This window comes from Serinicoccus sp. CUA-874, from assembly GCF_001942225.1.
Lineage (GTDB): Bacteria > Actinomycetota > Actinomycetes > Actinomycetales > Dermatophilaceae > Ornithinicoccus > Ornithinicoccus marinus.
Genome location: NZ_MKJZ01000022.1, coordinates 85056 through 104325 on the forward strand (window position 1 = coordinate 85056; position 19270 = coordinate 104325).

At 74.0% G+C, this 19270-nt stretch carries 19 protein-coding genes, 2 tRNA genes and 4 pseudogenes; 7 read left to right on the forward strand and 18 right to left on the reverse strand.

Going from position 1 to position 19270, the window contains the following annotated elements:
* Positions 1–41 precede the first annotated feature (41 nt).
* Positions 42–476: pseudogene (locus tag BJF80_RS19930) on the reverse strand (DAK2 domain-containing protein); the annotation flags it as partial.
* A 194-nt stretch (positions 477–670) separates the two neighbouring features.
* Here BJF80_RS19930 and rpmB point away from each other — a divergent pair.
* Entirely contained in the window at positions 671–856 is a 186-nt protein-coding gene (gene rpmB / locus BJF80_RS07160; RefSeq protein WP_075812523.1) for a 50S ribosomal protein L28, read from the forward strand.
* 94 nt (positions 857–950) lie between these two features.
* On the opposite strand, the gene BJF80_RS07165 is transcribed toward rpmB, so the two are convergent.
* Positions 951–1964 carry a thiamine-phosphate kinase gene (locus BJF80_RS07165; RefSeq protein WP_075812525.1) on the reverse strand — a complete coding sequence of 338 codons (1014 nt, stop codon included), beginning with the start codon at positions 1962–1964 and terminating at the stop codon, positions 951–953.
* A gap of 43 nt (positions 1965–2007) precedes the next feature.
* On the opposite strand from BJF80_RS07165, the gene BJF80_RS07170 reads away from it, so the two are divergent.
* Entirely contained in the window at positions 2008–2241 is a 234-nt protein-coding gene (locus BJF80_RS07170) for an Lrp/AsnC ligand binding domain-containing protein (RefSeq protein ID WP_022926145.1), read from the forward strand.
* Positions 2220–2702, forward strand: a complete 483-nt coding sequence (locus BJF80_RS07175) for a DUF3515 family protein (RefSeq protein ID WP_237767480.1) — start codon at positions 2220–2222, stop codon at positions 2700–2702. Before BJF80_RS07170 ends, BJF80_RS07175 begins: the two co-directional genes overlap by 22 nt.
* A gap of 39 nt (positions 2703–2741) precedes the next feature.
* Here the strand turns inward: BJF80_RS07175 and BJF80_RS07180 are convergent, their stop codons facing one another.
* From BJF80_RS07180 to BJF80_RS07190, 3 genes are all read right to left on the reverse strand, one after another.
* Entirely contained in the window at positions 2742–3926 is a 1185-nt protein-coding gene (locus BJF80_RS07180; RefSeq protein WP_083673513.1) for a D-alanine--D-alanine ligase family protein, read from the reverse strand.
* Between the two features lie 216 nt (positions 3927–4142).
* Positions 4143–5144: an NAD(P)H-dependent glycerol-3-phosphate dehydrogenase gene (locus BJF80_RS07185; protein WP_075812527.1), complete on the reverse strand. Its 1002-nt coding sequence runs from the start codon at positions 5142–5144 to the stop codon at positions 4143–4145.
* Positions 5141–5887, reverse strand: coding sequence for a lysophospholipid acyltransferase family protein (locus tag BJF80_RS07190; protein ID WP_075812529.1), 747 nt, complete (start codon positions 5885–5887; stop codon positions 5141–5143). Before BJF80_RS07190 ends, BJF80_RS07185 begins: the two co-directional genes overlap by 4 nt.
* 37 nt (positions 5888–5924) lie before the next feature.
* Here BJF80_RS07190 and cofC point away from each other — a divergent pair, with 37 nt between their 5' ends.
* Both cofC and BJF80_RS07200 read left to right on the forward strand, forming a co-directional pair.
* Positions 5925–6596, forward strand: a complete 672-nt coding sequence (gene cofC / locus BJF80_RS07195) for a 2-phospho-L-lactate guanylyltransferase (RefSeq protein WP_075812531.1) — start codon at positions 5925–5927, stop codon at positions 6594–6596.
* Positions 6597–6634: 38 nt separating this feature from the next.
* Complete coding sequence (locus BJF80_RS07200; RefSeq protein WP_022926151.1) at positions 6635–6865, forward strand: hypothetical protein; 231 nt, start codon at positions 6635–6637, stop codon at positions 6863–6865.
* A gap of 85 nt (positions 6866–6950) precedes the next feature.
* On the opposite strand, the gene BJF80_RS07205 is transcribed toward BJF80_RS07200, so the two are convergent.
* The 6 genes and pseudogenes from BJF80_RS07205 to clpS form a co-directional block, all read right to left on the reverse strand.
* Positions 6951–7667 carry an HU family DNA-binding protein gene (locus tag BJF80_RS07205; RefSeq protein ID WP_075812533.1) on the reverse strand — a complete coding sequence of 239 codons (717 nt, stop codon included), beginning with the start codon at positions 7665–7667 and terminating at the stop codon, positions 6951–6953.
* Positions 7668–7783: 116 nt separating this feature from the next.
* Positions 7784–7856 (reverse strand) — tRNA-Glu (locus tag BJF80_RS07210).
* Positions 7857–7941: 85 nt separating this feature from the next.
* Positions 7942–8013: transfer RNA gene (locus BJF80_RS07215), tRNA-Gln, on the reverse strand.
* 105 nt (positions 8014–8118) lie between these two features.
* Positions 8119–9674: pseudogene (gene gltX / locus BJF80_RS07220) on the reverse strand (glutamate--tRNA ligase).
* A 58-nt stretch (positions 9675–9732) separates the two neighbouring features.
* Positions 9733–10317 (reverse strand): DUF2017 family protein, encoded by a 585-nt coding sequence (locus BJF80_RS07225; protein ID WP_075812535.1) that lies wholly within the window; start codon positions 10315–10317, stop codon positions 9733–9735.
* 3 nt (positions 10318–10320) lie between these two features.
* Positions 10321–10653 (reverse strand): ATP-dependent Clp protease adapter ClpS, encoded by a 333-nt coding sequence (gene clpS, locus BJF80_RS07230; RefSeq protein ID WP_022926155.1) that lies wholly within the window; start codon positions 10651–10653, stop codon positions 10321–10323.
* Between the two features lie 67 nt (positions 10654–10720).
* Between clpS and BJF80_RS07235 the strand changes: the two are divergent.
* Positions 10721–11976: pseudogene (locus BJF80_RS07235) on the forward strand (nicotinate phosphoribosyltransferase).
* 141 nt (positions 11977–12117) lie between these two features.
* Here the strand turns inward: BJF80_RS07235 and BJF80_RS07240 are convergent.
* The 5 genes and pseudogenes from BJF80_RS07240 to BJF80_RS07260 all read right to left on the reverse strand — a co-directional run bounded on the left by BJF80_RS07240 (position 12118) and on the right by BJF80_RS07260 (position 17729).
* Positions 12118–12696, reverse strand: a complete 579-nt coding sequence (locus BJF80_RS07240) for an isochorismatase family protein (protein WP_075812537.1) — start codon at positions 12694–12696, stop codon at positions 12118–12120.
* A gap of 34 nt (positions 12697–12730) precedes the next feature.
* Positions 12731–13627 (reverse strand): RDD family protein, encoded by an 897-nt coding sequence (locus BJF80_RS19935; protein ID WP_075812539.1) that lies wholly within the window; start codon positions 13625–13627, stop codon positions 12731–12733.
* Between the two features lie 27 nt (positions 13628–13654).
* Positions 13655–14275, reverse strand: coding sequence for an HIT family protein (locus tag BJF80_RS07250; RefSeq protein WP_083673514.1), 621 nt, complete (start codon positions 14273–14275; stop codon positions 13655–13657).
* Positions 14276–14331: 56 nt separating this feature from the next.
* Positions 14332–15643: pseudogene (locus tag BJF80_RS07255) on the reverse strand (cytochrome P450).
* Between the two features lie 337 nt (positions 15644–15980).
* The gene (locus BJF80_RS07260) at positions 15981–17729 is read right to left on the reverse strand and encodes a DEAD/DEAH box helicase (protein ID WP_075812541.1); all 1749 of its coding nucleotides are present in this window, start codon (positions 17727–17729) and stop codon (positions 15981–15983) included.
* A gap of 132 nt (positions 17730–17861) precedes the next feature.
* On the opposite strand from BJF80_RS07260, the gene BJF80_RS07265 reads away from it, so the two are divergent.
* Positions 17862–18191, forward strand: a complete 330-nt coding sequence (locus BJF80_RS07265) for a DUF3039 domain-containing protein (protein ID WP_143553803.1) — start codon at positions 17862–17864, stop codon at positions 18189–18191.
* Between the two features lie 120 nt (positions 18192–18311).
* On the opposite strand, the gene BJF80_RS07270 is transcribed toward BJF80_RS07265, so the two are convergent.
* Together BJF80_RS07270 and BJF80_RS07275 are read right to left on the reverse strand one after the other, a co-directional pair.
* On the reverse strand, positions 18312–18884 hold the full coding sequence (locus BJF80_RS07270; protein ID WP_075812543.1) for a YqgE/AlgH family protein: 573 nt from the start codon (positions 18882–18884) through the stop codon (positions 18312–18314).
* A complete protein-coding gene (locus BJF80_RS07275; RefSeq protein ID WP_075812545.1) occupies positions 18881–19252 on the reverse strand; it encodes a VanZ family protein in 372 nt (123 codons plus the stop codon). The genes BJF80_RS07270 and BJF80_RS07275 overlap by 4 nt, the downstream gene beginning before the upstream one ends.
* Positions 19253–19270: the final 18 nt, after the last annotated feature.

Consider the following 19270-nt stretch of genomic DNA (forward strand, 5'->3'; position numbering starts at 1 on the left):
CTGCGCGCCCTCGTCGACCGCACCCCGGGCGCGACGGCGGCGGCCCGGGCGACGGTGAGGATGGTGCCCTCCACCGGGGCGGCGAGCGCCTCCCAGGCGCTGCGCGAGGCGGACTCGAAGGCGTCGGCGACCTCGCGCGGGCCGGCCACGTCGACGTCGGGGGCCACCGCGTCGGCCAGCCCGCGGGTGAGCTGGGCCAGGATGACGCCCGAGTTGCCGCGGGCCGCCAGGAGCATGCCCCGCGCGATGAGGGCGAGCCCCTCCCGGAGCCGGTCGGTGCCGCCGCCGCTCTCGAAACGCACCCGCACGTGCTCCAGCGCGCCGTCGAGGGTGAGGTACATGTTGGTGCCGGTGTCGCCGTCCGCCACCGGGAAGACGTTGAGCGCGTCGACCTGCTCCCGCGCCGTCGCCAGCGACAACCGCGCGGTGACCGCCCAGCGGCGGGCGGTCACGAGGTCGAGCACGGGTCCGGGCACGGCACCAACCTAGTGCCCGGCGCCGACGCCGTCCGCGGCGCCACAGGCATACCGTGGAGGTGCGGCGACGCACGGTCGTCGTCCGCCGCGATGATTTGGGCGCCGTGTCGCGGTTCCGGTACGCTGGACCGGTTGCCCGCGCCGCGCTGCTGCGGGCCCGAGACCTTTCACCGGACGACCTTCAGGAGAACACCGTGGCTGCCACTTGCGACGTCTGCGGCAAGGGACCGAGCTTCGGTCACAGCATCTCGCACTCGCACCGCCGCACCAAGCGCCGCTGGAACCCCAACATCCAGCGGGTCCGCACCACCGCGGGCGGCACCGCCAAGCGGATGAACGTCTGCACCTCCTGCCTCAAGGCGGGCAAGGTCACCCGCTGACCCTCCGCTGACGGCAGGTTGCCGTCATCTGCCGGCGCTCCTCGTCAGGGGGGCGCCGGTTCTGCTGTGTCGGGCGGCAGGACCGGTCCCGGTCTCAGCCGCCGAAGTGGTCCCAGCCGCCGCCGTCCGGGTCCAGGGCCTGCTCCCCCAGCCGCACGGTCGGCTCCCCCTGCACCTGCTCGGCACCCCCGAGGACGACCCACCCCGTCGGCACCGCGCCGACCGGGAAGGTCGCGAGCAGCTCGTGCTCCTCACCGCCGCCGAGCACGGCGCGCCGGGCCGCCTCCAGCCCCAGCTCGGGCGCGAGCCGGGCGGCGAGGTCGTCGACGGCCGCCTCGTCCAGCAGGAGGTCGACGCCGCTGGCGCGCGCCACCCGACCCCCGTCGCGGCCCAGCCCGTCCGAGACGTCGATCATCGCCGTGGCCCCGGCGAGCGCCGCCACCGGACCCTGCTCGAGGTCCACCCACGGCCGGAGGTGGTGGTCGACCCAGCGGCCCTGGCGCGCCCCGGCCCGGAGCTGCTCGAGCCCCGCGTGGGAGCGACCCAGCGGTCCGGACACCGCGAGGACGTCGCCCGGTCGGGCGCCGCTGCGCAGCACCGCACCCGGTATGCCCTCGGCCAGCTCCCCGAGCGCCGTCACCGACACCGCGACCACCCCCGGGCCGGCGGCGCTGAGGTCGCCCCCGACGACGGGGACCCCGGCGCGGGAGCAGGCGCGGGCGAGCCCGGTCGTGAGGTCGCGGCACCAGGCGAGCGGCAGCTCCCGGTCGCAGAGCAGGGTCACCAGCACCCCCGTCCCCCGGCCGCCCATCGAGGCCAGGTCGGCGAGGTTCTGGGTGACGATCTTCTCGCCCACGTCCTGACCGGTCGACCACGCGTCCAGCCAGTCCTGACCACGCACCATCGTGTCCGTGGTCGCCAGGACGGCGCCGGTGCGCACGCGCAGGTGGGCGGTGTCGTCGCCCGGCCCGACGACGACGTCGCGCAGGCTCCCCGCGGCCGCCCCGTGCTCGGCGAGCACGCCGAAGACCTCGCCGAGGATGCCGCGCTCCCCCACCTCGCCGACGGTCCGCCCGCCCTCGCCCGGAGGCTCGCTCGTGCTGCTCATCCCCGCACGGTAGCCTCCGTGCAACCGAGCAGGAGGCAGCACCGTGGTCAAGGCATACATCCTCGTCCAGACCGAGGTCGGCGTCTCCGCGCGCGTCACCCGGGCGATCCGCGAGCTCGACGGCGTCCAGAGCGCCGAGGACGTGGCCGGTCCCTACGACGTCATCGTGCAGGTGCAGGCGCCGACGGTGCAGGAGCTGGGTCGTGGCGTCATCGCGCACGTCCTGGCGGTGCCCGGGATCACCCGCACCACGACGTGCACGGTCGTCGAGCTCTGAGGCCGCGGGCCGGGCTGCTGGCGGCCGCGCTCGGGCTGGTCTCGCTCACGGCGTGCGGCGAGGGCGCGGTGCGCGCGGTCCCCTTCGACGCCTCTGACTCCGCGGTATGCCTGGAGGTCGCCGCCCGGTGGCCCGGGACGATCGGTCCCTACGAGGCGCGGGTGACCGCGGTGCAGTCCGAGGGGGTCGCGGCCTGGGGCGAGCCGCCGATCGTCGCCCGGTGCGGCAAGGCGCCGCCCGGGCCGACGACCGACCCCTGCATCGACGTCGGCGGGGTCGACTGGGTCGCGACGGTGCTCGACGACGGCGGCACGATGTTCACGACCTACGGCCGCGACCCGGCGATCGAGGTCCTGGTGCCGGAGAGCTATGACAGCCACCCGCTGCTCCTGCCGCCGCTGGACGACGCCGCCCGGGTGGTCCCGCAGACGCTGGGCGAGTGCTCCTCGCCGCAGGGCTGACCGGCGGCGGCCTGTCGCTGCGCCGGCCTTGCCTGACGCTCAGCGCAGCCCGAGCGGACGCTCCAGCGCCAGCGTGATGAGCTCGTCGACCAGTTCGGGGTAGGAGACGCCCGAGGCCGCCCAGGCCTGGGGGTACATCGAGTAGGGCGTGAAGCCGGGCATGGTGTTGATCTCGTTGAGCACCACCTCGCCGCGCGGCGTGACGAAGCAGTCCACGCGGGAGAGTCCCTCCGCGTCGGCGGCTTCGAAGGCGAGCGCAGCGATCCGGCGGATCTCGTCGCGGACGTCGTCCGGGATGTCGGCGGGGGCGGTGATCTGCACGCTGGCCTCGTCGAGGTACTTCGCCTCGAAGTCGTAGAAGTCGTGCCCGCCGCTGACGACGATCTCCCCGCACTCGCTGACCCTGGGCAGCGCCGAGCCGCGCCCGCCGAGCACGCCGCACTCGATCTCGCGCCCGTCGATGCCCTGCTCGACGAGCACCTTGGGGTCGTGGTCGCGGGCCTTCTCGATCGCGACCTCGAGCTCCTCCGGGCGCTCCACCTTGGCGACGCCCACCGACGAGCCGGCCCGTGCGGGCTTGACGAAGACCGGGAAGAGCAGGGCGCTCGCGGCCTCCAGCGCCCCCTCGCGGTCGCGCTGCCACTGCCGGTCGGTGATGACGGCATACGGCGCCACCGGCAGCCCGGCAGCGGCGAAGACCACCTTCATGACGTGCTTGTCCATCATCGCGGCGGAGGCGAGCACCCCGCAGCCGACGTAGGGCAGGTCGGCGAGCTCCAGCATCCCCTGGATGGTGCCGTCCTCCCCGAACGGCCCGTGCAGCAGCGGGAAGACGACGTCGACCTCGCCGAGGGAGTGCACCTGACCGTCGCGACCGGTCCAGGTCCACTCGTGGTCCACCCCGCCGAGCGGCACGAAGACCTGACGCCCGGTGTCCTGCACCTGCGGCAGCCGCCCGTCCCGGATCTCCAGCGCCTCCGGGTCGTCCTCGACGAGCACCCAGTGCCCTTCGCGGGTGATGCCCACCGGCACGACGGCATACCGCTCACGATCCAGCGCCCGGAGCACGCTGGCCGCGGTGGCGCAGGAGATCGCGTGCTCGTCCGAGCGCCCGCCGAAGACGAGGGCCACACGGTGCCGGGTGTCGGCGGACCGCTGCGTGCCGGCGCTGGTGTCCTCGTCGGGGCTCACGGCGGGGTCGGTGCGCTGGGTGGAGGCGTCCATATCGGGACGAGCCTAACCAGTGCGAGGCGGGACACCCCGCAGACCCACCGGGCACGACGGCCGACGCGTGAGGGCCGCTCTCCAGGTCGTCTCCGGGCCGGTTCGTCCACCGGGCGCCTCGACGTCAGATCGGAGCCTCCTCGAGGTTCTCTGATCTGACGAACCGGCTCACAGTGCTCCCCCCGGGGCGCGTGGGAGTGAGACCGACGCGGCTCGTCAGTGGCGCTCGTGCTTGCGTGCCCGCGTCATGAGCGCTCGGGTGAGGTCCTCGGGGGTCACCGAGCCGTCCACGACCGCTGTCACGCCCTCGCAGATCGGCAGGTCCACCCCCTGGCTGGCGCCCAGCTCCACCACGCTGCGGCAGCTCTTGACGCCCTCCGCCGTCTGGTGCGGCACGGCCAGCACCTCCTCGACGCTGCGCCCCTGACCGAGCGCGACGCCGACGCGGTGGTTGCGGGAGAGCGGGGACATGCAGGTCGCGATGAGGTCGCCGACGCCGGCCAGCCCCATGAGCGTGGCGGGGTCGGCGCCGAGCGCCTGCCCGAGCCGGGCGGTCTCGGCGAGCCCGCGGGTGATGAGGCTGGACTTGGTGTTGTCGCCGTAGCCGAGACCCTCGGCCATGCCCACCGCGAGCGCGATGACGTTCTTGACCGCTCCGCCGATCTCGGCCCCGACGACGTCGGTCTGGGTATAGGGCCGGAAGTAGGCAGTCATGCACGCCTCGGCGACCCGGTCGGCGGCGTCGTGGTCGAGGGCCGCGACGACGCTGGCGGCCGGCTGGCGAGCGGCGATCTCCCGGCTGAGGTTGGGGCCGGTCACGACGACGATGCGCCCGGCCTCGACGCCGCTGTCCTCGACCACCTGGCTCATCCGCAGGCCGGTGCCCAGCTCGATGCCCTTCATGAGCGAGACCACCGGGGCCCTCGCCGGGAGGTGCTCGCCCCAGTCGGCGAGGTTGGCGCGCACCGTCTGCGAGGGGACGGCCAGCACCACCAGATCGGCGCCCGCCGCCGCCTCCGCGGGGTCCGTGGTCGCGGTGACCACCGGGGCCAGCTCGACCTCGGGCAGGTAGTCCGGGTTGTGCCGTGAGTCGCGGATGCCCTCGGCGATCTCGGGTCGGCGGGCCCACAGGACGACCCGCTCCGCGCCCGCGTCGGCGAGGATCTGGGCGAAGGCCGTGCCCCAGCTGCCGGCGCCGAAGATGGCTGCCCGGGTCATCCCTCGGGCTCCGTGGGCCGACGGGCCGGGTCGAAGGGTTCGGCGGGAGGCTGCTCGCCACGGATCTGCGCCAGCTGCTGGGTGATCGCGGCCATGACGCGGCGCGTGGCCTCGGCGTGCGCCCGCGGCTCCTGCGCGCGGTCGTAGAGGTCGGACAGCTCGACCGGGGCGCCGGCACGGACGTGCTGGACCGGGCGCTTCAGCAGGTTGCCCGGGCGGCGGGCATAGTGCCCGAGCACCCCCTGGGCACCCCACTGGGCGATCGGCACCACCGGGGCCCGGCTGGTCAGCGCCAGCCGACCCACGCCCGACTTGGCCTTCATCGGCCACAGGTCGGGATCCCGGGTCAGGGTGCCCTCGGGCATGATCGCGATGCACCGACCGTCGGCGAGCGCGGCGCGCGCGGCCTCGAGCGCGTCACCGGCGCGCGAGCTGGAGCGGTAGACCGGGACCTGCTCCAGGTGCCGCAGCGCGGCTCCGAGCAGGGGCACCTCGAAGAGGGAGGACTTGGCGAGGAAGAAGGGGGCGTGCCCGTGGTCGACGAGGAAGTGGGCCAGCATGATCGGGTCCACCTCGGAGTAGTGGTTGCCGGCGACGATGAAGCCCTCGCCCCGCGGCAGGTGCTCGGCGCCGGACCAGTCGCGGCGGGTCACGCCCATGAGCACGGGGCGCAGGGCCGCGATGACCGCGTGGTAGGACCAGGGCACGGCCTGGCGCAGGGGCTGGCGTCTCACGCGGGTCATCTTTGCATCCGGGGGCGGTGCTGGCGAAGATGCTGGGGTGCGCGACAGGACGGGACGGGCTGCGGCCGGGCTCGACTGGCGGCTGGTGCTGCCGGTTCAACGAGCCGATCGCGCCAAGACCCGCCTCGTGGCACCGGACGGGGTCTCCCGACCCGAGCTGGCCCGCGCGATCGCCCTGGACACGCTGGACGCGGTATGCCGCGCCCTCCCGCCGGGCCGGGTGACCGTGGTGACCGCCGACGACGGTGCGGCCGACAGGGCGCGGGAGGTCGGGGCCCGGGCGGTCCCCGACCCCGGGCGCGGGCTGGACGAGGCGATCCGGCGCGGCCTGGACGACGCGGCCCTGCAGGTCGGGGGTGAGAGCGGCGCCGGCCGGCCGGCCCCCGGGTGGGCCGTGCTGCTGGGCGACCTGCCGGCGCTACGTCCGGAGGACCTCCGGGAGGCCCTGGCGCGCTGCGCCGCCCTCGACCGTGCGGTGGTGCCGGACGCCGAGGGCACGGGTACGGTCCTGCTGACCTCGACGCGAGGCATACCGCGGCCGCGCTTCGGTGCCGGGTCGGCCGCACGGCACGCCGTCGACGCCACCCGCCTGGACCTCGACCTCCCTCGGCTGCGGCGTGACGTGGACCGGGCCGAGGACCTGCAGGAGGCGCTGCTCCTCGGCGTGGGCGCCCGCACCCGCGCGGCCCTGGGCTCGACCGCCGCCTGAGCCGGTCCCCCACCCGCGCCACGACCTACAGTGGCCCCATGCAGGCCAGCGTGCACACCTACGACCTCGACGCCGGCAGCGGGACGGTCCTGCTCGACACCGGGCGGGTGCTGCCCTTCGCCGCCGCGGTGATGGACGCGAGCGGTCTCCGGCACCTGCGGGTGGGCCAGCGGGTGAGCATCGAGGTCGACGGTGACCCCGAAACCGCGGGCGCGAGCCTCACCCGGCTCTGGATCGTCGGCATCGGCGAGGGCGAGCCCATCGTCTGATCCACTCGTTCGCAGCAGGCGTCCCGCTGCGGTGATGCATCCCCGCACCGCAGCACCTTCTGCGCGGGGTCGGGCGCACAGCGGCTCAACGCTTCTTCGCGGCCTTCGTGCCCTTCTTCCCCTTCGTCGACTTCTTCCCCTTCTTGGCCTTCTTGCGCTTGCCGGAGTCGCCATGTGACACGTCGTCGTTCTTGACCTTCGCCAGCTGCGCCTTCTTGGCCGAGATCATGCCGGCGGTGATGTCCTCGCCGCCGGAGAAGACCCGTCCGCCGCCGACCGACCCCGGCTGCCGTGGCTCCGAGCTCTCGCTCGTCGGGTCGGGCTTCTCCCGGCGCACGCTCGGCGGGGTCCCCGAGGGGGCACGCCGCTCCCGGTCGCGGTCGGACGACGCCCGGGCGGCGACCCGACCCTTCGGCTCGTGCCGAGGACCGCTGTCATGGCGACGCACCGTGCTCGGGGCTCCGGCGGAGCCGCCCTCGGACTCACCGGCGGCCCGCGCCCCGGCCAGGCCCTGCGCGGGCAGCGTCGCCGGGTCGGCCACCACCTCCCTGAAGGCGGCTCCCGGCCGGAAGCGCGGGCTCCGGGTCTCCGGGATCGGCACCGCCTCTCCGGTCCTCGGGTTGCGCCCGGTCCGCGCTGCCCGGTCCACCCGCTCGAAGCTCCCGAAACCGCTGATGCTCACCGTGCCGCCCGCGGCCACCTCGCGCAGCACCACGTCCACCAAGGCCTCGACGGCGGCTCCGGCGGCGGCCCGGCCGCCCACGCGCGGAGCCAGCGCCTCGATCAGGTCCGTCTTGTTCATGCCCCCAGCCTCTCGCACGCTCCCTCGGCGCGCCAGCGTGCGGACCGGCCGGGCCTTCCCCCGCACGCAGGCGAACGGCCCCCACCGCTGCTGCGGTGAGGGCCGTTCGACACGGGTAGCCCCGACGGGATTCGAACCCGCGCTACCGCCTTGAGAGGGCGGCGTGCTAGGCCGCTACACAACGGGGCCGTGTCCGGCGCGCTCGGCGCCGAGGGGAGAGACTACCCGAGCGGGCACGTCTCCACGAAATCCGGAGCTGGGCTCCGTCATCGCGCTGGGGTACCAGGACTCGAACCTAGAACAACTGAACCAGAATCAGCCGTGTTGCCAATTACACCATACCCCAAGGGGGTGTCTCCGCCCTGTCCCACGAACCGGGAAGCGCGGCGAACCGAGCATCAACTCTACCGCGCCCGGCGCACCCCACCCAAATCTGGCGCAACCGCGCGGGTCAGAGCGACGCGCGCAGCCGGGCGAGCCGGTCCAGCGTCTCCTGCTTGCCCAGGATCTCCATCGACTCGAAGAGCGGCGGGCTGATCCGCTGCCCGGAGACGGCGGTCCGCAGCGGCCCGAAGGCGAAGCGCGGCTTGAGGCCCATCCCGTCCACCAGCGCCTCGCGCAGCGCCGCCTCGATCCGGTCGTGGGTCCACTCCACCCCACCGCCGAGTGGCTGCGGGGCGGCGCCCGAGATCGGCTCCAGGGCGGCCATCGCCGCGTCGAGGACGGCACCCGCGTCGTCCTTGAGCTGGCCGCGCGCGTCGTCGGCGATCTCCAGCTCCTCGCCGCTCACGTAGAACGGCCGCACCATGGGCACCGCCTCGGAGAGCACCTGGATCCGCGTCTGGATGAGGTCGCGACCGCCTGCAGCCGGGCCAGCTCACCCATACCGGACTGCTCCCCCAGCACCCCGGCCTCGCGCAGCACCGGGAGCAGCCGGGAGGTGAACTCGGCGAGCGGGAGCCGGCGCAGGTGGTCGCCGTTGAGCGACTCGGCCTTCTTCTGGTCCCACCGCGCCGGGTTGGGGTTGACGTCTCGGACGTCGAAGGCCTCGACGAGGTGCTCGGGGTCGAAGATGTCGCGGTCCGGCCCGATCGACCAGCCCAGCAGCGCGAGGTAGTTGATCATCCCCTCCCGGACGAAGCCGCGCTCGCGGTGCAGGAAGAGGTTGGACTCGGGGTCGCGCTTGGACAGCTTCTTGCTGCCCTCCCCCAGCACGAGCGGCAGGTGGGCGAAGGTCGGCACCTGCTCGGCGACCCCGATCTCGACGAGGGCGCGGTAGAGCGCGATCTGCCGCGGGGTGGAGGAGAGCAGGTCCTCGCCACGGATGACGTGGGTGATCCGCATCATCGCGTCGTCGACCGGGTTGACGAGGGTGTAGAGCGGCTGGCCGTTGCCGCGCACGATGACGAAGTCCGGCACCGAGCCGGCCCCGAAGGTCACCTCGCCCCGCACGAGGTCGGTGAAGGTGATGTCCTCCTCCGGCATCCGCAGCCGCAGCACCGGCTCGCGCCCCTCGTCACGGTATGCCTGCTTCTGCTCCGCGCTCAGCTCGCGGTCGTGGTTGTCGTAGCCGAGCTTGGGGTCGCGACCGGCGGCGCGGTGGCGCGCCTCGACCTCCTCCGGGGTGCTGAAGGACTCGTAGGCCAGCCCGGCCTCCAGCAGCCGGCGGGCGACGTCGGCGTGCAGGTCGGCGCGCTCGCTCTGCCGGTAGGGGCCGTAGGGGCCGCCCACCCCCGGCCCCTCGTCGTAGTCCAGGCCGAGCCAGTCCAGCGCGTCGACGATCTGCGCCATGGACTCCTCGGAGTCGCGCGCGGCGTCGGTGTCCTCGACCCGGAAGACGAGGGTGCCGCCGTGGTGCCGCGCGAAGGCCCAGTTGAACAGCGCCGTGCGGGCCAGGCCCACGTGCGGCGTCCCCGTCGGGCTGGGGCAGAAGCGGACCCGGACGTCGGCGCCAGTCGCCTCGTCGTGCTCGGTGCTGGACACGGGGGCGGAGTGCGTGGTCGTCATGATGCGCGCCAGCCTACTTCCAGCCAGGGGTCGGTGAGGCACGCCGACGAGGTATGCCTCAGCGCGCCATGAGCGCCAGCGTCACCGACTCCTGCATCCAGGAGAGGAAGTCGTAGTAGGCCATCTTCTGGGCCAGGGCCGGGTCCAGCTCACTCCTGCCGGCGAGCGCCTCCTCCAGCTCCTCGTGCAGCCGCTCGGAGTCCTCGTCGGTGCGCAGCCCGAGCCGCTCGCCCAGGATGAGCCGGGCGTCGGTGAGCGCCACCGCGAGCGCCCGACCCTGCTCCGGGTCCAGCTCGAGCCGCGGCGGCTGGGCAGCCTCCAGCGCCGCGATCGCGGTGGACAGCGTGGCGGCCTTGCGCTGGCGCAGCCCGTGCTCGGTGAGCCGCCGGAACTCGCTGGCCTGCTCGTCGTCGTCCCGCGAGGCCGGCGGCAGCAGCCGGCGCAGCGCCGGGTCGCTCGGCTCCTCCGGGTCCACCTCGTCCCCGAGCCCGGCGACCAGGTCGAGGAAGGGGTCCCCGGTGTCCGGCCGCTCCGGCGCGACGAAGTCACGGGTCAGCCGGAGCACGTGGACCACCACGGCGATCTCCTCGGCCTCGAAGGTCCCCACCAGCCGGTCACCCCGACGACGGAACGCGCGCGCCATACCTCAGTCGTCCTTCTGGAAGGTGGCCCACAGCCCGTAGCCGTGCATGGCCTCGGTGTCGGCCTCCATCTTCTCGCGGGACCCGGTCGAGACCACCGCGCGACCCTGCGTGTGCACGTCCATCATGAGCTTCTCCGCCTTGCTCCTGCTGTAGCCGAAGTGCGTCTGGAAGACCCAGGTGACGTAGTTCATGAGGTTGACCGGGTCGTTCCACACCAGCGTGATCCACGGGGTGTCCGCCTCGGGGCGGTCGAGGACCGCGACACCGCCCTGCTCCTGCGGCGTGGTCTGCGGGTCGGCCGGCGGGGCCGGCGGGCTGGGGGTGTCGATCGGCACGACCCCACCCTAGGCTGCGGGGGTGAGCACGAGCACCGCCCTGCTGACCGACCACTACGAGCTGACGATGATCCAGGCGGCGCTGGCCAGCGGCCACGCGACCGGCGCTGCGTCTTCGAGGCCTTCGCGCGCCGCCTCCCCGACGGCCGGCGCTACGGCGTCGTCGCCGGCACCGGCCGGGCGCTGGAGGCGCTGCGCGATTTCCGGTTCGGCGAGGAGGAGATCGCCTTCCTCGCCGAGCAGCAGGTCGTCGACCGCCCGACCCTGGACTGGCTGGCCGACTACCGCTTCACCGGCGACGTCTGGGGGTATGCCGAGGGTGAGGTCTACGTGCCCGGCTCGCCGCTGCTCGTGGTCGAGTCGACCTTCGCCGAGGGCGTCGTGCTGGAGACGCTCTTCCTGTCGATCCTCAACCACGACTCGGCCGTGGCCTCGGCCGCCTCGCGGATGACGGCGGTGGCGCACGGCCGCCCCTGCATCGAGATGGGCAGCCGGCGCACCCATGAGCAGTCGGCGGTCGCGGCGGCGCGCGCGGCCTACCTCGCGGGCTTCGCCTCCACCTCCAACCTCGAGGCGGGCCGGCGGCACGGCATCCCGACGATGGGCACCGCCGCGCACTCCTACACGTTGCTGCACGACGACGAGCGGCAGGCCTTCGCCACCCAGCTGGAGAGCCTGGGCCTGTCGACCACCCTGCTCGTCGACACCTACGACGTCACCGGCGCGGTCGAGCTCGCGGTCGAGCTGGCCGGGGCGCGGCTCGGCGGGGTCCGGCTGGACTCCGGCGACCTGGTGAGCCAGGCCTTCGAGGTGCGCGCCCAGCTGGACGCCCTCGGCGCGACCGGCACCCGCATCGTGGTCACCAGCGACCTGGACGAGCACGCGATCGCCGCGCTGCAGGCCGCCCCGGTGGACGCCTACGGCGTGGGCACCAAGGTCGTCACCGGCTCGGGCCACCCCGCGGCGGGCATGGTCTACAAGCTCGTCAGCCGGGAGAACGGCGCCGGTCAGATGGAGGGCGTGGCGAAGGCGAGCAAGGACAAGGCCAGCGTGGGCGGGCGCAAGTATGCCCTGCGCCGCCGCTCCGCCGCCGGGCTCGCCACCGAGGAGATCGTCGGCATCCACGAGCACCCCGACGACGACGGCGACGACCGCTCGCTGCTCGTGCCGCTCGTCGAGGGCGGCGAGGTCGTCGCGCCGACCGACGTGCAGACCGCGCGGGCCCACCACGAGATGGCCCGCGCCGAGCTCCCGCAGAGCGCGCTGCGGATGTCGCACGGCGACCCCGCGCTGCCGACGACCTATCTCGACAACTGGAGCTGAGCGGTGACGGCGCTCGACGAGGCCTGCGCGCTCCTGGACGAGGCCGGGGTCGAGCGGGAGACCGGCCCGGTGATGTCACCCGAGGAGCCGCGCCACTCGTCGCCGACGACCGAGAGGACCGGGGCTGCGCCGCACGACCGGTCAGCCGATCTCCACCCCGGCCTCGCGCAGCTGGGTCAGCAACGCGTCCGTGGTCTCCGGGGCGACCCCGGCGCACAGGTCGAGCAGGACGGTCGTCGCCAGCCCCTCGCGCCGGGCGTCCAGGGCCGTCGCGCGGACGCAGTGGTCGGTGGCGAGGCCGCAGACCTCGACCTCGTCGATGCCCCGCTCCCCCAACCAGTCAGCGAGGCCGACCTCGCGCCCGTCGACGTCGGTGCTGCCCTCGAAGCCGGAGTAGGCCGCCTCGTGCTCGCCCTTGCGGAAGACCGCCTGGACGTGCTCCAGCGCGCCGGCCAGCTCGGGGCGGAAGTCCGCGCCCTCGGTCCCGACCTCGCAGTGCACCGGCCAGGAGTCCACGAAGTCCGGCTCCCCGTCGGTCGCCCAGTGGTCACCGGGGTCGACGTGCCAGTCGGCGGTGGCGACGACGGCGGCATACCGCCCCGCGTGGGCGGCGACGTGCTCGCTGATCCGGGCGGCGACGGCGGTGCCCCCGGTCACGGGCAGCGAGCCGCCCTCGCAGAAGTCGTGCTGGACGTCGACGACGATCAGGGCGCGGGGCATACCGCCGATGATGCCACGGGGCTGTCGTGCCCGCTCAGCGCGAGCGGACGACGTTGGTGCGCGCGGCCTTGTCGTGCAGCGCCTGCCTGTTCTTGTCCCACAGCGGCCAGAGCACGTCGAGCAGCGTGAAGAGGCCGAGCGAGCCGAGGATCGGCACGAGCGAACCCAGCAGGTTGGGTCCCTGGTAGACCGCCGAGCGCAGCAGCGTGGCGCCCCACGTGGGCAGCCCCGGCTGGTCGCGCAGCCGCACCCGCAGGCCGGTGAGCAGCTTGCCGACGGTGCCGCCGAAGAACTTCACCATGAGCACCTCGTAGGCGACGCCGAGGAGGGCGCTGATCAGCCCGATGCGCAGCAGCCAGTCCTCCAGGACCACGGGCATGGCGCCGGTGGGGTCGGGGTCGCCGGCGTAGTCCTGCAGCGCGGCGGTGAGCTCGGGGTCGGCGGTCACGGCGACGAGCACCGTGACGAGCCCGAGCCAGAGCAACGCGTCGATGAGCCGGGCGCCGACGCGGTGCCACCAGCCGGCCAGCGGCTGGCCGTCCGGCGTGATCGTGCGCGGGTCGGGGCGGTAGCCGCCAGGCACCGGGCCACCCTGCCACTCGCCCTGGTAGGGCTGCTGGCCGGTCTGCCCGGCGTAGGGGTTCGGCTGCTGATATCCCTGCTGGCCGGGGCCCTGCTGGCCCCAGGGCGACTGGCCGTGCTGGCCCCAGCCCTGCTGGCCGGAGCCGCCCTGACCCCAGCCCTGCTGCCCGTAGCCACCCTGGGCCTGGTCGCTCCCACCCGGCTGCTGCGTCTGCTGGAGCGACTGCCCCGCCTGGGCGAGGTTGGGTTTCTGCTTCGGCGCGGTGTGCGAGGTCCACTGCACGCCGTCCCAGTAGCGGAGGTTCTGCTCGTCCTGCGGGTCGTCGTACCACCCTGCCTGCTGACTCATGGCGGCCAGACTAGCCGCGCAGGTGACCTACTCCGGCACCCCTTCTCCGCCGGCCCGGCGGGCCACCTCGTGGGCGACGAGCACCTGGTCGGCGCGGAACTGGTCGGCGGGCACCGGCGGCAGCAGGTCGTCCCAGTGGGACAGGAAGGTGCCGCGCAGCTGCAGCATCCCGGTCGGCCGGGCATACAGCCACCAGTGCAGGTGCTCGGCCCCGTCGCCCCACAGCGCCACCTGGATCCGGGGTATGCCGAGCACCTGCTGGGCGGCGGCGTCCACCACGCTGAGGAGCTCGCCCTGCCGGGCGGCCTCCTGCGGAGTGAGGTCGGCGAGCTCGGCGTGCCGACGGGGCATGAGGAAGAGCGCGAAGGGCAGGCCGCGCGGCTCGTGCGGCAGACCCAGGAGGAACAGCTCGTCGTGCCAGATGATGTAGCCCGGGTCGAGGCTGCGCGCCGCGTCGCAGACGAGGCAGTCCTGGCCCCCGGCGCCGCGCCGGTCCGGCTCGACGTCGACCGGAGGCTCGAGCGGCTTGGGGGTGAGGGAGCCGGTCCACGGCCACGAGCTCCACTGCTGCAGGTCGCTCTCGCGGTAGCCGTGACGCTCGATCGCCGCGCTGACCCGTGCGAACCACTCCTGCGGCGTCTCCGGCATGCTCCGACCCTAGGTGACCGGGTCGGTGCGGCGCATGCTCCGTGCCTGCGCGGCGGTCAGCCGGGCAGCGGGCATACCCGCAGCGGGGCGCCGTCGCCCGGGACGTTGGTGATGTTGCGCAGCCGGGTGCGCGCCGAGGCATCCGCGACGACGTCCACGCGGGTGAGGACCTCGCGCAGGACGACCACGCCCTCCATGAGCGCGAAGACCGCGCCGACGCACCGGCGGACGCCACCGCCGAACGGGATGAAGGTGTGCGCTGCGGGACCTCCGCCGAGGAAGCGCTCGGGCCGGAACGCGTCCGGCTCCGGGAAGGCGTCGGGGTCGTGGTGCGCGAGCAGGATCGCCGGGGCGGCGGTCGCGCCGGCGGGGAGGTCGACCCCGCCGATCCGCTGGTCGCTGCGCAGGGTGCGGGCGACGTAGTCGATGATCGGGTGCAGCCGCATCGCCTCCTTGACGCAGGCCTCCAGGTGCTCCTCGTCACCCTCCTGCGCCGCCCGGCGGGCACGGGCCCGGGCCTGGTCGTCGCGGCCGAGCTCGTGCAACGTCCAGGCCAGGGTCGAGGCCGAGCAGCAGCGTCACGACCTGGTCCCGGATCTCGTGGGTGCCCAGCGGCTCGCGCTCGTCGTCGTGGTCGGAGCCGACGGCGAGCAGCTGGTCGAGAAGGTCCGCCGGCTCGCGGGCGGCGCCGGCCCGGCGCTGCTGGACCTCGGCGTGGATGAGCTCGTCGATCGCCGCGAGGTTGCGGGCGTGGCCGCGCCAGGGCGGCAGCGCACGCAGCCGCGGGTAGAGCCAGCCCCCGACGACGACCGGGTCGACCTCGACGAGCCGCAGCACGCGGGGTCGCAGCGCGGTCAGCCGTCGGGGGTCGCTCGCGCCGAGCACCACCTGCGTCATCACCGCGAGCGTCACCCGGCTCATCCGCTCCAGGGCGACGACCGAGGAGCCAGGCGCCTGCGGCCAGGTGTCGACCTCGTCCGCGGCCGCGCGCTCGACGACCGGACGGTAGGCCCGCACCGCTGCCGGTGAGAAGGCCGGCATGAGATAGCGCCGTATGGCGCGATGGGCCTCGCCGTCGTTGAGCATGACCGAGCAGTCCCCCATCGCGGCGCGCAGCATCTCGTTGCCCTGGGCGCCGCTCAGCTCGACCGGGTCGCCGGCGAAGATCTCCTTGATGGCCTCGGGGTCGCTGAAGAGCACGAGGTGCTGTGGCCCGGGCAGCATCCGCACGGTGAAGGGGTCGCCGTAGCGGGAGCGGTGCCGCTCGAAGGTGCCTTGGCGGTCGGTGAAGGCCTGAATCGTCTGGAGCACCGCCGGGGTCCGCGGCCCCGGCGGCAGTCCCCCACGCGCCGGCTGTCTGGTGCGCATGCCTGCGACGCTATCGGCTCCTGGGGCGAGACGGGCCTCACGACGCCCGCCGCAGGCCCTGCCCGCATCACCACGCCCGCCTCAGCCCCTCCTGTGCCGTGCCTCCCGGCATACCTGTGCACGCCCCACGCCCTGCCCTCACCGCACCTGTCCCTGCCCTCACCTGGGCACGGTTGTGCACCTGATGCAGGCTTCTCGACGCTGCATGTGGTGCACAGCCTTGCTCAGGTGCGAGCCCAACGCGGAGACAGCCCGGGGTATGCCCCCGCTCCTGTCCTGGTATGCCGCCCCTCCAGCCCTGGTATTCCCCGCCCCCCCCCCGGCAGGTCTGCCTGCCTCAGCGGCGGCCGACGAACCACCGCCGGATGGTGTCGATCCGGTCGCGGACCTGCTCCGAGCTCGCCGTCGCCAGCTCCGGGCCGCCGGAGGCGCGGCGCAGCTCGGCGTGGACGACGGCGTGCGGCTGGCCCTTCTTCTGGGCGTATGCCGAGACGAGCTTGTTGAGCTCCTTGCGGTGCTCGGCCAGCGCCCGGTGCGCCGAGACCGCCTCCGCGCGCTCGCGCCCGCCACCCCGGCCGACCTGCGTCTTCTGCCGCTCCCGCAGCAGGGTCGCGACCTGGTCCGGCTCCAGGAGCCCGGGCAGACCGAGGTAGTCGTCCTCGTCCTCCGAGCCCGGCATACCGCCGAGGCCGTACTGCTCGGCGTCGAAGAGCACGTGGTCGAACTCCGCGTCCGACCCGATCGCCTCGTAGCTGCCGGCCAGCTCGTCCGAGGCCCCCTCGTCCTCCTGCGCTGCGGCGACGAGCCCGTCCTCCTCGGACCACAGCTGGTCCTCGTCGGTCTCCTTCCGGTTGAGCGCGTGGTCGCGCTCCAGCTCCATCGACCCCGCGTGCCCCAGGAGCAACGGCACGTTGGGCAGGAAGACCGACGCGGTCTCGCCGCGCCGCCGGGCCCGCACGAAGCGGCCCACCGCCTGGGCGAAGAACAGCGGCGTCGAGGTGGACGTGGCATAGACACCCACGGCGAGGCGTGGCACGTCGACGCCCTCCGACACCATCCGCACCGCGACCATCCACCGCGCGTCGCCCTGGGCGAACTCCTCGATCCGCGCCGACGCACCCGCGTCGTCGGACAGCACGACGGTCGCGGCCTGGCCGGTGATCTCCCGGAGCTGCTTGGCGTAGGCGCGGGCCGAGCGCTGGTCGGAAGCGATGACCAGGCCGCCCGCGTCCTCGACGTGCCGGCGCACCTCGCTGAGCCGCTTGTCGGCCGCCCGCAGCACCGCCGGGACCCAGTCGCCCGCCGGGTCCAGCGCGGTGCGCCACGCCTGCTTGGTGACGTCCTGCGTCAGCGGCTCCCCCAGCCGCGCCTCGAGCTCGTCGCCGACCTTGGTCCGCCACCGCATCGTGCCGCCGTAGGAGAGGAACAGCACCGGGCGCACGACGCCGTCCCGGAGCGCGTCGGCATACCCGTAGGTGTAGTCGGCCGAGGACCGCAGCACGCCCTCGGCATCCATCTCGTATCGCACGAACGGGATCGCGGCCGTGTCCGAGCGGAAGGGCGTGCCGGTCAGCGCGAGCCGGCGCGTGGCCGGCTCGAAGGCGTCCCGCACCGCCTCGCCCCAGGACAACGCGTCGCCGCCGTGGTGGACCTCGTCGAGGATGACCAAGGTCCGCGCGGCCTCGGTCCGGGCCCGGTGCAGCAGCGGCTTGCTGGCGACACCGGCATACGTCACCGCCACGCCGTCGAAGTCCCGGCTGTGGCGCCCCTGCGCGTTGGCGAAGCGCGGGTCGATCCGGATCCCGACCTTGGCCGCCGCCTCGGCCCACTGCGTCTTGAGGTGCTCGGTCGGCGCGACGACACAGATGCGCTGCACCTCGCCGCGGTCGAGCAGCTCGGTCGCCACGCGCAGCGCGAAGGTCGTCTTGCCCGCCCCCGGGGTCGCGACCGCGAGGAAGTCGCGGGGCCGCTCGGTGAGATAGGCCTCCAGCGCGGCGGCCTGCCAGGCACGCAACTTGCCCGCCGTGCCCCAGGCGGCGCGCTCGGGGTAGGCGGGGGGCAGGTGGGAGGCGGCTGAGGTGGACATCGGCGACCCAGGATAGGTCGTTTCCGGATCCGACTCACCGGGGCTCGGGCTCAGTCCCCCGACACCCCGGCCGTGGTATGCCGCCCGCCTCGCCCGTGCGCACGGCACGGACCTGACGCCTAGAATCGGGACATGAGCACGCGCATGTCGGACCAGCCCCTCGACGCCCCGGAGGCCCCCAGCGCCCCGTCGACGCAGACGGCCGTGCTGGAGCGGGAGGACACCCGGGTCGAGCCCGACCTGTCCGAGCCGGGCGACCACGAGCGCTTCTCCCACTACGTCCGCAAGGAGAAGATCATGGAGTCCGCGCTGAGCGGCAACCCCGTGATCGCGCTGTGCGGCAAGGTGTGGGTGCCGGGCCGGGACCCGCAGAAGTTCCCTGTGTGCCCGCAGTGCAAGGAGATCTACGAAGGTCTGCGTGAGCCGCAGGACGGCGGCGGCTCAGACGGCGACGAGGGCTGAGGGGCAACCACACGCGACGCTCGGTCGGTGCAGGAGCAACCACGGGCGACGCCAGGTCGGTGCAAGGCCAACCACACGCGGCGCCCGGTGGGCGCAGGAGCAACCACTCGCGACGCTCGGTCAGTTGCGCTCGGGGTGCTCGGTGAAGGTCACGAGGAAGGACGCGGCCGAGCGCTGGCGCAGCAGCACGTCGCGCCACAGGTCGTCGGTCTCCTCGCGGAACGGGTCGCGCGGCTCGCGGGGCACGACGTGCCAGGCCCCCTGCCGGATCTCGGAGTCCAGCTGCCCGGCCGACCAGCCGCTGTAGCCGACGAAGATCCGGAAGGCACCGAGCTCGGGCACGACGAGCGGTGCCGGCGCGTCGAGGTCCACCAGGCCGATGCCGCCGAAGAGCAGCTGCGTGCCCAGCGGCGGGTCGCCCGGGTCGTGGCCGGGCACGCTCACCAGCCCCATCGCGGTGTCGCGTCCGACCGGCCCGCCGCGGAAGAGCACGCCGGGCTCGGTGACGAACGGCTGCCACTCCGGCAGCACCGCGTCGACGGAGGCCTCCAACGGCTGGTTGAGCACCAGCCCGTGCGCCCCCTCCTCGTCGTGGTGCAGCACGAGGACGACCGACCCGGCGAACGGCTCACCCGTCAGCGGGGTCGCGACCAGCAGCTGACCGACCGCCAGCTCGGGGCTGGGCGTGGTCACCGGGACTCCCCCTGCCGCGCGTCCGCCGCGGTGGTCGCCGTCGCCATGCCCCCATCATGGCCCCACCGGCGCCTCGCCGTCGCGGCGATCCCGACCGCCAGCGCGATGCCGAGCAGGTCGGCGGCCAGGTCCAGCGGGTCCGCCTGCCGCATCGGGGCGAGCAGCTGCTGCAGCGGCTCGCTGACGAGTGCGTGCACCACCAGCACCGGCACCAGCCAGCGCGCCCGGAGCCAGCACGCGAGCAGCGTCGGGATGCCGAAGAGCAGCAGGTGGCCCACCTTGTCCAGGCCCGGTATGCCGTCCGGCCCGGGGGCCTGCGGGGCATAGAGGCCGTAGCCCTGCCCGAGGAGGGCCACGAGCAGCGCCACCCACCCGAATAGCCGGAT

Bases quoted from the DNA above. Each gene is read 5' to 3' on its own strand.
- BJF80_RS19935 (WP_075812539.1), bottom strand. From the start codon at position 13,627: ATGAGTCAGCAGGCAGGGTGGTACGACGACCCGCAGGACGAGCAGAAC.
- BJF80_RS07225 (WP_075812535.1), bottom strand. From the start codon at position 10,317: ATGGCGCGCGCGTTCCGTCGTCGGGGTGACCGGCTGGTGGGGACCTTC.
- BJF80_RS07185 (WP_075812527.1), bottom strand. From the start codon at position 5,144: ATGACCCGGGCAGCCATCTTCGGCGCCGGCAGCTGGGGCACGGCCTTC.
- BJF80_RS07250 (WP_083673514.1), bottom strand. From the start codon at position 14,275: ATGCCGGAGACGCCGCAGGAGTGGTTCGCACGGGTCAGCGCGGCGATC.
- BJF80_RS07190 (WP_075812529.1), bottom strand. From the start codon at position 5,887: ATGACCCGCGTGAGACGCCAGCCCCTGCGCCAGGCCGTGCCCTGGTCC.
- BJF80_RS07260 (WP_075812541.1), bottom strand. From the start codon at position 17,729: ATGTCCACCTCAGCCGCCTCCCACCTGCCCCCCGCCTACCCCGAGCGC.
- BJF80_RS07180 (WP_083673513.1), bottom strand. From the start codon at position 3,926: ATGGACGCCTCCACCCAGCGCACCGACCCCGCCGTGAGCCCCGACGAG.
- BJF80_RS07165 (WP_075812525.1), bottom strand. From the start codon at position 1,964: ATGAGCAGCACGAGCGAGCCTCCGGGCGAGGGCGGGCGGACCGTCGGC.
- BJF80_RS07200 (WP_022926151.1), top strand. From the start codon at position 6,635: ATGCAGGCCAGCGTGCACACCTACGACCTCGACGCCGGCAGCGGGACG.
- BJF80_RS07265 (WP_143553803.1), top strand. From the start codon at position 17,862: ATGAGCACGCGCATGTCGGACCAGCCCCTCGACGCCCCGGAGGCCCCC.
- BJF80_RS07240 (WP_075812537.1), bottom strand. From the start codon at position 12,696: ATGCCCCGCGCCCTGATCGTCGTCGACGTCCAGCACGACTTCTGCGAG.
- BJF80_RS07205 (WP_075812533.1), bottom strand. From the start codon at position 7,667: ATGAACAAGACGGACCTGATCGAGGCGCTGGCTCCGCGCGTGGGCGGC.